This window comes from Escherichia sp. MOD1-EC6162, from assembly GCF_002965125.1.
Lineage (GTDB): Bacteria > Pseudomonadota > Gammaproteobacteria > Enterobacterales > Enterobacteriaceae > Escherichia > Escherichia marmotae.
On sequence record NZ_PTSB01000002.1, the window covers coordinates 56,163 to 68,421 of the forward strand.

The window sequence follows — 12,259 nt, forward strand, 5'->3', positions numbered from 1 at the left end:
GAGTGTGATATGCGTACAACCATTGCTGTAGTACTGGGTGCAATTAGTCTGACATCTGCATTTGTGTTTGCGGATAAACCGGACGATCCTAAATCGGCTCATGATGAGGTCAGCACCCTATTTTTTGGTCATGATGATCGTGTACCGGTAAATAACACGACCCAATCGCCGTGGGATGCGGTTGGGCAACTGGAAACGGCCAGCGGCAATTTATGTACGGCGACGCTGATTGCCCCTAATCTCGCATTAACTGCGGGCCACTGTTTATTAACGCCACCAAAAGGTAAACCAGACAAAGCAATTGCGCTGCGTTTTGTTTCGAATAAAGGGCTATGGCGCTATGAGATCCACGATATTGAAGGTCGTGTTGATCCGACGCTAGGGAAACGGTTAAAGGCTGATGGTGATGGCTGGATTGTCCCGCCCGCAGCCGCGCCGTGGGATTTCGGTTTGATTGTGCTGCGCAATCCCCCTTCTGGCATTACGCCGTTGCCATTATTTGAGGGAGATAAAGCCGCGCTTACCGCCGCATTAAAAGCGGCTGGTCGTAAAGTGACTCAGGCGGGGTATCCCGAAGATCATCTTGATACCTTATACAGCCATCAAAATTGCGAAGTGACTGGCTGGGCGCAAACCTCGGTGATGTCGCATCAGTGCGATACCCTGCCGGGTGACAGCGGTTCGCCACTGATGCTGCATACTGATGACGGCTGGCAGTTAATTGGTGTGCAAAGTTCAGCTCCTGCAGCGAAAGATCGCTGGCGCGCCGATAACCGGGCCATTTCTGTCACCGGTTTTCGCGACAAGTTAGAAGAACTGACCCGGCAATAATGTTCAAACGCTGCCCGCATTGTCGGGCAGCGTGGTCATCAGGCGAGTTTCACCATGATCATTCCGGCCAATAGCAAGATCAGGCCAACCCAGCCTTTGCGATTTAAACGTTGACCAAACAAGATCCACCCCGCAGCTAAAGTGGCGGTAATACCAAACCCACCCCACAATGCATAGGCTACAGACAAGTCGATCCCTTTAACGGCCTGCGAAAGCGCGCTAAAGGCAGCAAGCACCGCCGCCAGCGAGAGCAAGCCATAAACTTTGCGGCGAAAGCCGTCAGAAAATTTCAAAAAGACGTTAGCCATGATTTCCAGCACAGTTGCCAGTGCCAACCAGGCGGCATGAACCCATTCAAACTGCGCCACGGTTCACCTCCAGCGAGGGTTTACGTACTTTGCGTGTACCAGATTTAATCAACACAATCCCGACAACCAGGGTTGTTAACCCGGCAATTTTTAGCAGCGATAAGCTTTCATCGAATAACAGAACGCTAAATAGCGTAATAAATAAAATACCGATGCCTTCCCACAGAGCATAAGCCACACCAAGCGCTATTTTTTTCACGGCGAAAGAAAGAAATATATATGACAGTGAAATCATCACCAGCATTAAAATAAATCCACCGTTACCGTTACTGACGCTCGCCCATTTCATTGACAGCGTTCCGGTAATTTCTGTGGCAATAGCCAGACCTAATAAAGCCCAATAAATATACATCGTCCTTCCCCTGCAAGAGAATTATTTTAATGTTCGCTGAATTCAGCGAAACCAAAGAAAAGTATTCAGTCCAGCGCAGAGCGCCAGCTTTGACAGAAGAAAGGACTAAAGCGCGTTGCGCCAGTGTTGCTCGCCTGCGAGCAAGATGCTGGATGAGGTACGAAGATGGGTAAATGTAGAAAATAACGTCCTGAACAAATTGTCCATAATATTACAATTATCCGCAGTGTTGCTTCTCGTCATCGCGGATGATAATTGTCCTCGGTAGTTGTACACGCCTGATTTGTATCATAGCTTAAGAATTAACTCAAAACATTTTCATATCTTTACCTGAGTAGTTTGATTTTCGTTATAATGCCGCAGAAAAAATATTATTCGCGAAGAAAAAAACGGGGATAAACATGGCAAAGCCGATCATCACGCTCAATGGCCTAAAAATCGTCATTATGTTGGGAATGCTGGTCATTATTCTCTGCGGTATCCGGTTTGCCGCCGATATCATCGTCCCCTTTATCCTCGCCCTATTTATCGCAGTCATTCTTAACCCGCTGGTACAACGCATGGTTCGCTGGCGAGTACCGCGCGTACTGGCGGTGTCGATTTTAATGACCATCATCGTAATGGCGATGGTGCTTATGCTGGCCTATCTCGGTTCAACACTCAATGAACTGACCCGCACTTTGCCACAGTATCGCAGCTCAATCATAAAGCCTCTGCAAGCTCTGGAGCCTTTATTACAGCGCGTGGGTATTGATGTCTCAGTTGACCAACTGGCGCATTACATTGACCCGAACGCGGCGATGACGTTGCTGACCAACTTACTGACGCAGTTATCTAACGCCATGTCATCAATATTTTTATTGCTGTTGACGGTGCTGTTTATGCTGCTCGAAGTTCCGCAACTGCCCGGCAAACTCCAGCAAATGATGGCACGTCCGGTCGAAGGAATGGCGGCGATTCAGCGCGCGATTGACAGTGTGTCGCATTACCTGGTGCTGAAAACGGCCATCAGCATCATCACCGGACTGGTCGCCTGGGCGATGCTCGCAGCACTGGACGTTCGCTTTGCTTTTGTCTGGGGATTGCTGGCCTTTGCGCTTAATTACATTCCTAATATTGGTTCGGTCCTTGCGGCTATTCCCCCTATCGCCCAGGTACTGGTGTTTAATGGTTTCTACGAAGCGTTGTTGGTGCTGGCGGGATATCTGCTGATTAATCTGGTCTTCGGTAATATTCTGGAACCACGCATTATGGGACGCGGATTGGGGCTTTCCACACTGGTGGTCTTTTTGTCGTTAATTTTTTGGGGATGGTTGTTAGGACCGGTGGGGATGCTGCTTTCGGTGCCGTTGACGATTATTGTCAAAATTGCGCTTGAACAAACAGCGGGAGGTCAAAGCATCGCCGTGCTGTTAAGCGATCTCAAGAAAGAGTAACGGCCTCCGCAGAGGCCGTTGAGGTTACAGTGCTTTCAGAATCGCATCCACGCTGGCTTTGGCGTCACCAAACAGCATGTGGGTGTTTTCCTTGAAAAACAGCGGGTTTTGCACACCAGCATAGCCGGTGTTCATCGAACGTTTAAAGACAATCACGTTCTGCGCTTTCCACACTTCCAGCACAGGCATACCGGCAATTGGGCTTTTCGGATCGTCCTGCGCCGCCGGGTTAACCGTATCGTTCGCACCAATTACCAGCACGGTATCGGTATCAGCAAAGTCATCGTTGATCTCGTCCATTTCCAGCACGATGTCATACGGCACTTTCGCTTCTGCCAGCAATACGTTCATATGCCCAGGCAAACGCCCCGCAACCGGGTGAATACCGAAACGCACGTTGATACCGCGGGCACGCAGTTTCTCGGTGATTTCTGCCACCGGATATTGCGCCTGCGCGACTGCCATGCCGTAACCTGGGGTGATGATCACTGAATGCGAATTTTTCAGCAGTTCCGCCGTCTCTTCCGCCGTAATTTCGCGATGTTCACCCACTTCCTGATCGTCGCCGGTAGAGGAACCATCGGTGCCGAAACCACCCGCAATGACGCTGATAAAGGAACGGTTCATCGCCTTACACATGATGTAAGAAAGGATTGCCCCCGAAGAACCGACCAGCGCACCGGTCACAATCAGCAAGTCGTTGCTGAGCATAAAGCCCGCGGCCGCTGCCGCCCAACCAGAGTAAGAGTTCAGCATCGACACCACCACTGGCATATCTGCGCCACCGATGGAAGCCACTAAATGCCAGCCGAAGACCAGTGCAATGACGGTCATTATCAGCAATGCCAGAACTTGCAGGCCAACGCTTTCGGTGCGGACAAACACAATCAGCAGCAGGAAGGAAACGACCAGAGCAGCCAGATTCATTTTGTGACGGTTTGGCAGCATCAGCGGTTTAGACGAAATTTTGCCGCACAACTTACCGAATGCCACGACCGAGCCGGTGAAGGTCACCGCACCAATGAAGATACCGAGGAATACTTCCGTCAGGTGAATGTTGGCCAGAATCGGAGCCATATCCGCATCGTGATGCAGATAGCTATTAAAACCAACCAGCACCGCCGCCAGCCCCACAAAACTATGCAGGATCGCCACCAGTTCCGGCATTTCAGTCATTTCGACCTTCTTCGCCAAGCGGATACCAATTGCGCCACCGATGACCATCGCCAGCAAGATCCAACCAACATTGCCAGTATCCGGCCCCAAAATAGTAGCGATTAACGCAATCGCCATCCCGGCGATACCGAAGTTGTTACCCTGGCGAGAGGTTTCATGTTTCGAAAGCCCGGCCAGGCTGAAGATAAACAGGATCGCGGCAACAATGTATGCAGCTGTAACTAATCCTCCAGACATATGTTACCCCTTAGTTTTTGCGGAACATTTTCAGCATACGCTGAGTCACGGTGAAGCCACCGAAAATATTAATGCTGGCTATAAGCACCGCGATAAAACTAAGGAAGCTAACCCAGCCGCCCTGGCCAATCTGCAACAGTGCTCCGACAACAATAATCCCTGAAATCGCGTTGGTGACCGACATCAGCGGCGTATGTAGCGCGTGCGATACATTCCACACCACGTAATAGCCCACAACGCACGCCAGCGCGAACACGGTGAAATGCCCGAGGAACTCTTTTGGTGCAACATTTGCCAGCCAACCGAAGAGGATGATTGCCAACGCCATCAGGGCGTATTTACGCCACGGTGAACAGGTGCATTTTTCCTCTGCTTTGACTTCCGGTGCGGCTTTCTGTGTCGCCTGTGGCTGGGCTGAAACCTGAATCGGCGGTGCCGGCCAGGTAATTTCGCCAGCACGAATCACGGTCACGCCGCGAATCACTACATCATCAAAATCAACAGTAATGTTGCCGTCTTTCTCCTTGCACAACAGCTTCAGCAGATTGACAAGGTTGGTGCCGTAAAGCTGTGAGGATTGTGTTGGCAGACGCCCCGGAAGATCGGTATAACCAATCACTTTGACGCCATTTTCCGTAGTGAAGATTTCACCCGGCACGGTGTATTCACAGTTACCGCCGTTTTGTGCGGCCAGATCGACAATCACACTGCCCGACTTCATGGAGTCAACCATTTCGCGGGTAATCAGTTTCGGTGCCGGTTTACCTGGAATAAGCGCGGTGGTCACAATGATATCGACCTCTTTTGCCTGCGCAGCAAAGAGTTCCATTTCTGCCTTGATGAACGCTTCCGACATCACTTTGGCATAGCCATCGCCGCTGCCTGCTTCCTCTTTGAAATCCAGTTCGAGGAATTCCGCGCCCATACTTTGAACTTGTTCTTTCACTTCCGGGCGGGTATCAAACGCACGCACAATCGCACCGAGACTATTTGCCGCACCAATGGCCGCGAGACCCGCAACACCCGCACCAATCACCATCACTTTTGCCGGAGGCACTTTACCTGCCGCGGTGATTTGCCCGGTAAAGAAACGCCCAAACTCATGCGCCGCCTCAACAATGGCGCGATAGCCGGCGATGTTCGCCATCGAACTTAACGCGTCCAGTGATTGCGCGCGTGAGATACGCGGTACGGAGTCCATCGCCATCACGGTGACGTTACGTTCCGCAAGCTTTTGCATTAGCTCCGGATTCAGCGCAGGCCAGATAAAACTCACCAGCGTTGTTCCTGGATTCAGTAACGCAATTTCATCATCTAACGGCGCATTGACCTTCAGAATGATATCTGACTGCCAGACGTTATTCCCTTCTACTATTTCAGCGCCCGCTTGCACAAACGCTTTATCGTCAAAACTTGCCAGTTGACCCGCGCCGCTCTCTACCGCGACGGTAAAACCCAGTTTCAGCAACTGCTCCACTGTTTTGGGCGTTGCTGCAACACGGGTTTCATTGGTTAACCGTTCTCTTGGTATTCCAATTCGCATGATATTCCCTTCCATCGGTTTTATTGATGATGGTTTGCCTGTGTCAGGAACCACACAAGCCGCTCATATACGAGCTAAATGTTACTCCGTTAAAATAAATTAGTAACAAACGCCCTATAACGTACTGAAAATAATGCTTGCGATCTAGCGCCAAAAATCACTATTTCGGCGTTAACTCGAAAAATATTAACGATTCAGCCTTGATAGTGAGATAAACACCATAGAACAACGGATAAAGGGCGATAATTGTCTCCGATAGCCAGGTAAAACATGAGATCACCCCGGTGCAAACTGTCACTTAACATTAAATTAACTTATACAATTCAGCCGTTTCAGCCGTTGTATGTTGCCACGGTTACTTTTTAATCACAGATGATTATTCGATCAGGTTTAAAATCAAATCAGGAAGTCTGATATGAAAAATCACGCAGACAGTTACACCGTTTAAATGCAATAATCAGCCACGTTTCTCGTTAATAACAATACCAGTACCTGGTTTGCGCAAGGCGAAGGATTATTTTTATGAAGCTTAAGAACACCCTCCTGGCGTCGGCACTGCTTTCTGCTACGGCATTCTCCGTTAACGCAGCAACAGAACTGACACCGGAGCAAGCGGCAGCGGTTAAACCTTTTGATCGTGTAGTGGTTACCGGACGTTTCAATGCCATTGGCGAGGCGGTGAAAGCCGTTTCCCGTCGTGCTGATAAAGAAGGTGCAGCCTCCTTTTATGTTGTCGACACGTCAGATTTCGGTAACAGCGGTAACTGGCGAGTGGTTGCCGATCTCTATAAGTCTGATGCTGAAAAAGCAGAAACCGAAAAAAATCGCGTGATTAACGGTGTGGTTGAACTGCCAAAAGACCAGGCCGTTCTGATTGAGCCGTTTGACACTGTCACCGTCCAGGGCTTCTACCGTAGCCAACCGGAAGTGAATGACGCCATCACCAAAGCGGCGAAAGCAAAAGGCGCATACTCTTTCTACATCGTTCGCCAAATCGATGCCAACCAGGGCGGTAACCAACGCATTACAGCGTTCATCTATAAAAAAGATGCTAAGAAACGTGTAGTCCAAAGCCCGGATGTGATCCCGGCAGACTCCGAAGCCGGACGTGCAGCCCTGGCTGCCGGTGGCGAAGCCGCGAAGAAAGTTGAAATCCCGGGTGTTGCCACTACCGCATCACCAAGTTCCGAAGTTGGTCGTTTCTTCGAAACTCAGTCCTCAAAAGGCGGACGTTACACTGTCACGCTTCCTGACGGCACTAAAGTCGAAGAACTGAACAAGGCAACCGCAGCGATGATGGTGCCGTTCGACAGCATTAAGTTCTCAGGTAACTACGGTAACATGACCGAAGTCTCCTACCAGGTTGCTAAACGTGCCGCGAAGAAAGGTGCGAAGTATTACCACATCACCCGCCAGTGGCAGGAACGTGGTAATAATCTGACCATCAGCGCAGACCTGTATAAATAACTATTCAGTATCCCAATGAGGCGGCTTTATGCCGCCTTTAGCATTTTTAGTCACAAATTTCCCCGTGACCATTGCATGCAGACACATCTCTTCGTAAAATCCCGCGCTTCAGTGGCAAACACCATTTTTATGCGTCCTGCCCTAATATTTATTCTTTTGAACACCTTTTAAACACTGGATATCGATGGAAAAGAAACTGGGACTGAGCGCACTCACCGCGCTGGTATTAAGCTCAATGCTGGGCGCAGGTGTTTTCAGTCTGCCACAAAATATGGCTGCGGTTGCCAGCCCGGCAGCACTGCTCATCGGTTGGGGCATTACTGGCGCTGGCATTTTATTACTCGCCTTTGCCATGCTGATCCTGACACGCATTCGTCCCGATCTTGACGGCGGCATCTTTACCTATGCTCGTGAAGGTTTTGGCGAACTCATTGGTTTCTGCTCCGCATGGGGATATTGGCTGTGCGCGGTTATCGCTAACGTCTCCTATCTGGTGATCGTCTTTTCTGCATTGAGTTTCTTCACCGATACGCCGGAACTGCGCCTGTTTGGCGATGGCAACACCTGGCAATCGATCGTCGGTGCATCCGCACTTTTGTGGATTGTTCACTTTTTGATCCTGCGCGGTGTACAGACCGCTGCCAGCATTAACCTGGTGGCAACGCTGGCAAAATTGTTGCCATTGGGACTGTTTATTGTACTGGCGCTGATGATGTTCAAACTGGACACCTTCAGACTCGACTTCTCTGGCCTTGCACTTGGTGTACCGGTGTGGGAACAGGTGAAAAACACCATGCTGATCACCCTGTGGGTATTCATTGGTGTGGAAGGTGCGGTGGTGGTTTCTGCGCGTGCGCGTAATAAACATGATGTCGGCAAAGCGACACTCCTGGCGGTACTTTCCGCGCTGGGCGTTTATTTACTGGTCACTCTGCTTTCGCTGGGCGTGGTTGCGCGTCCTGAACTGGCGGAAATTCGTAACCCGTCTATGGCGGGCCTGATGGTGAAAATGATGGGGCCGTGGGGCGAGATTATCATCGCTGCCGGATTGATCGTTTCCGTTTGTGGCGCATATTTAAGTTGGACCATTATGGCGGCAGAAGTCCCCTTCCTGGCAGCGACCCATAAAGCATTCCCGCGCATTTTTGCCCGCCAGAACGCACAGGCTGCGCCATCCGCCTCGCTGTGGCTGACCAACATCTGCGTGCAAATTTGTCTGGTGCTAATCTGGCTGACCGGTTCCGATTACAACACGTTGCTAACCATTGCCTCAGAAATGATTCTGGTGCCCTATTTCCTTGTTGGCGCGTTCTTGCTGAAAATCGCAACCCGCCCGCTGCATAAAGCGGTAGGTGTCGGTGCCTGCATTTATGGCTTATGGTTATTGTACGCCTCTGGTCCAATGCACCTGTTGTTGTCCGTCGTTCTGTATGCGCCGGGGTTGCTGGTATTCCTGTACGCGCGTAAAACGCATACACATGATAATGTTCTGAATCGTCAGGAAATGGTACTGATTGGCATGCTGTTAATTGCCGCAGTTCCGGCGACCTGGATGCTGGTGGGATAACGTTCGTCCCATCGTTGGATAGCAAAGGAGATAACGATGGGTAATACCCAGCCCTTGCCAATATTAATCACTGGCGGAGGCCGTCGCATCGGCCTCGCCCTCGCCTGGCATTTTATTAATCAAAAGCAACCGGTGATTGTCAGCTATCGGACGCACTATCCTGCCATTGATAGCCTGATTCAGGCGGGAGCACAGTGTATTCAGGCTGATTTTTCGACGAATGATGGCGTGATGGCGTTTGCCGATAAAGTATTAAAAAGCACCCACGGCCTGCGTGCCATTTTGCACAATGCCAGCGCGTGGATGGCAGAAAAACCAGGTACGCCACTGGCTGACGTGCTGGCCTGCATGATGCAAATCCACGTTAATGCCCCATACCTTCTTAACCACGCTCTGGAAAGATTACTGCGTGGTCACGGGCACGCCGCCAGCGATATTATTCACTTCACCGATTATGTGGTGGAACGAGGCAGCGACAACCATATCGCCTATGCAGCAAGCAAAGCAGCCCTGGATAATATGACCCGCTCATTTGCCCGCAAGCTGGCACCGGAAGTGAAAGTGAATTCTATTGCACCGTCGCTGATCCTGTTTAATGAACATGATGATGCTGAATATCGCCAACAGGCGCTGAATAAATCGCTGATGAAAACCGTGCCTGGCGAGAAAGAGGTGATCGATCTGGTCGATTACTTGCTCACCAGTTGCTTTGTTACCGGGCGCAGTTTCCCGCTTGATGGAGGTCGACATCTGCGTTAATGCAGTTTCATCCAGCAAATAATCAGCACCCATGCGCTTAGTCCCCAGCACACCACAGAACCTACAAAAGCCGCGGGCAAGCGCATGATTCCAGTGAAATACCACAGCGACGCCAGATAAATAAAATAAGGAATGATCGACCACATACTGAAAATGATGGTTGCGCGTAAGGCTTCAATGCCGCGTTCGCTGGCAACAATATAATGCGCGATGAGCGCAAAGGTTGGGAAAAGCGGGATCAGCCCGGCTATGTAGTAATTTTTCGTTTTTGCTAATACACCAATCAACACCACCACCAGCGCACCAAGCGCGGCTTTGATTACCAGCCCCATCTTTTTACCTTAACACTTCCATAACAAGTCCTTAGTAGAATACCTGATGCAAACTTGTTTAGAAACGATTGATAGTAAGTAAAAACGGTGCAGTGTATTGTGACGTTTTTATATCTACCGTGAATAATATGAACACTATCGTATTTGTGGAAGATGACGCAGAAGTTGGTTCACTGATTGCCGCATACCTGGCGAAACATGATATGCAGGTAACCATAGAACCTCGCGGCGACCATGCAGAAGAAACGATCCTGCGGGAAAATCCGGATCTGGTGCTACTCGATATCATGCTACCAGGCAAAGACGGCATGACTATCTGTCGCGATTTAGGTTCTAAGTGGTCCGGACCAATCGTTCTGCTGACCTCCCTCGACAGTGATATGAACCACATTCTGGCGCTGGAAATGGGTGCCTGCGACTATATTCTCAAAACGACTCCTCCTGCAGTTCTGCTGGCTCGGCTACGTTTACATTTGCGTCAGAATGAGCAAGCGACGCTGACCAAAGGCATTCAGGAAACGCCTCTGACGCCCTACAAAGCATTGCATTTCGGCACGTTGACCATCGACCCTATTAACCGCGTAGTCACCCTTGCTAACACTGAGATTTCACTCTCTACCGCCGATTTCGAACTGCTCTGGGAATTAGCCACTCATGCGGGGCAAATTATGGATCGCGATGCGTTGTTGCGAAATTTACGCGGCGTCAGTTATGACGGTCTGGATCGTAGCGTGGACGTGGCTATTTCGCGGTTAAGAAAAAAACTGCTCGATAACGCTGCTGAACCGTATCGTATTAAAACTGTGCGTAACAAAGGCTATCTTTTTGCGCCCCATGCATGGGAATGAGCGATGAAAAAACTGTTTATCCAGTTTTATCTTTTACTGTTTGTCTGCTTTCTGGTGATGTCCCTGCTGGTTGGACTGGTGTACAAATTTACCGCCGAACGCGCGGGCAAACAGTCGCTGGATGATTTGATGAACAGTTCGCTGTACCTGATGCGTAGCGAGTTGCGGGAGATCCCCCCGCACGACTGGGGAAAAACACTGAAGGAGATGGATTTAAATCTCTCTTTCGATCTGCGCGTCGAACCCTTGAGTAAGTATCATCTCGATGAAATTTCCATGCACCGACTGCGTGGCGGTGAGATTGTTGCTCTGGATGATCAGTACACTTTTTTGCAACGCATCCCACGCAGCCACTACGTGCTGGCCGTCGGTCCCGTTCCTTATCTCTATTACCTCCATCAAATGCGTTTGTTGGATATCGCGCTGATTGCCTTTATTGCCATCTCTCTCGCCTTTCCAGTGTTTATCTGGATGCGTCCGCACTGGCAGGACATGTTAAAACTGGAAGCAGCGGCGCAACGATTTGGCGATGGCCATCTCAATGAACGCATTCACTTTGATGATGGTTCGAGCTTTGAACGACTGGGCGTAGCATTTAACCAGATGGCGGACAATATCAATGCATTAATTGCCAGCAAAAAACAGCTTATCGACGGGATTGCTCACGAACTGCGAACGCCGTTAGTGCGCCTGCGTTATCGGCTGGAGATGAGCGATAACCTGAGTGAAACAGAGTCTCAGGCTCTGAATCGTGATATCAGCCAACTAGAAGCCTTGATCGAAGAACTGCTGACCTATGCCCGATTAGACCGCCCGCAAAATGAGTTGCATCTTAGCGAGCCAGACCTACCGTTATGGCTGTCAACACATCTGGCCGATATCCAGGCTGTTAACCCCGACAAAACGGTACGGATAAAAACGCTCATGCAAGGTCATTATGCGGCGCTGGATATGCGCTTAATGGCGCGCGTGTTGGATAACTTGATCAATAACGCCCTGCGCTACTGCCATTCAACCGTAGAAACCAGCCTGCTACTGGCAGGAAACAGAGCGACATTAATTGTCGAAGATGATGGGCCAGGAATAGCCCCACAGGATCGCGAGCATGTCTTTGAACCCTTTGTGCGTCTCGATCCTAGCCGTGACCGTTCAACCGGCGGTTGTGGGTTGGGACTGGCGATTGTCCACTCTATTGCACTGGCAATGGGCGGCACGGTTAACTGTGACTCCAGCGAACTGGGTGGTGCCCGCTTCTCGTTTAGCTGGCCGTTATGGCATAACATCCCGCAATTTACCTCTGCCTGACACTACGCGCACGGTGGTCAAGTTACCGTCATTGTGTT

The 12,259-nt window shown here is 50.2% G+C and carries 13 protein-coding genes; 7 read left to right on the plus strand and 6 right to left on the minus strand.

Going from position 1 to position 12,259, the window contains the following annotated elements; genetic code table 11:
* Window positions 1-9 precede the first annotated feature (9 nt).
* Complete coding sequence (locus A9587_RS02255; RefSeq protein WP_001260827.1) at window positions 10-831, plus strand: trypsin-like serine peptidase; 822 nt, start codon at window positions 10-12, stop codon at window positions 829-831.
* 38 nt (window positions 832-869) lie between these two features.
* Here A9587_RS02255 and mdtI read toward each other — a convergent pair whose 3' ends face one another.
* The 3 genes from mdtI to A9587_RS25610 all read right to left on the minus strand — a co-directional run bounded on the left by mdtI (window position 870) and on the right by A9587_RS25610 (window position 1,827).
* A complete protein-coding gene (gene mdtI, locus A9587_RS02260; RefSeq protein ID WP_000046672.1) occupies window positions 870-1,199 on the minus strand; it encodes a multidrug/spermidine efflux SMR transporter subunit MdtI in 330 nt (109 codons plus the stop codon).
* Complete coding sequence (gene mdtJ, locus A9587_RS02265) at window positions 1,186-1,551, minus strand: multidrug/spermidine efflux SMR transporter subunit MdtJ (protein ID WP_000276139.1); 366 nt, start codon at window positions 1,549-1,551, stop codon at window positions 1,186-1,188. The genes mdtI and mdtJ overlap by 14 nt, the downstream gene beginning before the upstream one ends.
* A gap of 105 nt (window positions 1,552-1,656) precedes the next feature.
* Window positions 1,657-1,827, minus strand: coding sequence for a protein YdgV (locus A9587_RS25610; RefSeq protein ID WP_085947940.1), 171 nt, complete (start codon window positions 1,825-1,827; stop codon window positions 1,657-1,659).
* Between the two features lie 125 nt (window positions 1,828-1,952).
* Between A9587_RS25610 and tqsA the strand changes: the two genes are divergently transcribed.
* On the plus strand, window positions 1,953-2,987 hold the full coding sequence (gene tqsA / locus A9587_RS02275) for an AI-2 transporter TqsA (protein WP_001516351.1): 1,035 nt from the start codon (window positions 1,953-1,955) through the stop codon (window positions 2,985-2,987).
* A gap of 24 nt (window positions 2,988-3,011) precedes the next feature.
* Here tqsA and pntB read toward each other — a convergent pair whose 3' ends face one another.
* Together pntB and pntA are read right to left on the minus strand one after the other, a co-directional pair.
* Window positions 3,012-4,400, minus strand: coding sequence for a Re/Si-specific NAD(P)(+) transhydrogenase subunit beta (pntB, locus tag A9587_RS02280; RefSeq protein WP_105263197.1), 1,389 nt, complete (start codon window positions 4,398-4,400; stop codon window positions 3,012-3,014).
* 10 nt (window positions 4,401-4,410) lie between these two features.
* Entirely contained in the window at window positions 4,411-5,943 is a 1,533-nt protein-coding gene (gene pntA / locus A9587_RS02285; RefSeq protein WP_001516350.1) for a Re/Si-specific NAD(P)(+) transhydrogenase subunit alpha, read from the minus strand.
* Window positions 5,944-6,465: 522 nt separating this feature from the next.
* Between pntA and ydgH the strand changes: the two genes are divergently transcribed.
* The 3 genes from ydgH to folM all read left to right on the plus strand — a co-directional run bounded on the left by ydgH (window position 6,466) and on the right by folM (window position 9,736).
* Entirely contained in the window at window positions 6,466-7,410 is a 945-nt protein-coding gene (gene ydgH, locus A9587_RS02290; protein WP_001516349.1) for a DUF1471 family protein YdgH, read from the plus strand.
* A 184-nt stretch (window positions 7,411-7,594) separates the two neighbouring features.
* Window positions 7,595-8,977: an amino acid permease gene (locus A9587_RS02300; protein WP_000412361.1), complete on the plus strand. Its 1,383-nt coding sequence runs from the start codon at window positions 7,595-7,597 to the stop codon at window positions 8,975-8,977.
* A 36-nt stretch (window positions 8,978-9,013) separates the two neighbouring features.
* On the plus strand, window positions 9,014-9,736 hold the full coding sequence (gene folM, locus A9587_RS02305; RefSeq protein ID WP_105263198.1) for a dihydromonapterin reductase: 723 nt from the start codon (window positions 9,014-9,016) through the stop codon (window positions 9,734-9,736).
* On the opposite strand, the gene A9587_RS02310 is transcribed toward folM, so the two are convergent.
* A complete protein-coding gene (locus A9587_RS02310) occupies window positions 9,733-10,068 on the minus strand; it encodes a GlpM family protein (RefSeq protein WP_000524883.1) in 336 nt (111 codons plus the stop codon). The two genes, folM and A9587_RS02310, sit on opposite strands and share 4 nt — an antisense overlap.
* Before the next feature lie 128 nt (window positions 10,069-10,196).
* Between A9587_RS02310 and rstA the strand changes: the two genes are divergently transcribed.
* Together rstA and rstB are read left to right on the plus strand one after the other, a co-directional pair.
* A complete protein-coding gene (gene rstA / locus A9587_RS02315; RefSeq protein ID WP_001092496.1) occupies window positions 10,197-10,916 on the plus strand; it encodes a two-component system response regulator RstA in 720 nt (239 codons plus the stop codon).
* 3 nt (window positions 10,917-10,919) lie between these two features.
* Complete coding sequence (gene rstB / locus A9587_RS02320) at window positions 10,920-12,221, plus strand: two-component system sensor histidine kinase RstB (RefSeq protein WP_000732531.1); 1,302 nt, start codon at window positions 10,920-10,922, stop codon at window positions 12,219-12,221.
* The last annotated feature ends 38 nt before the right edge of the window (window positions 12,222-12,259 follow it).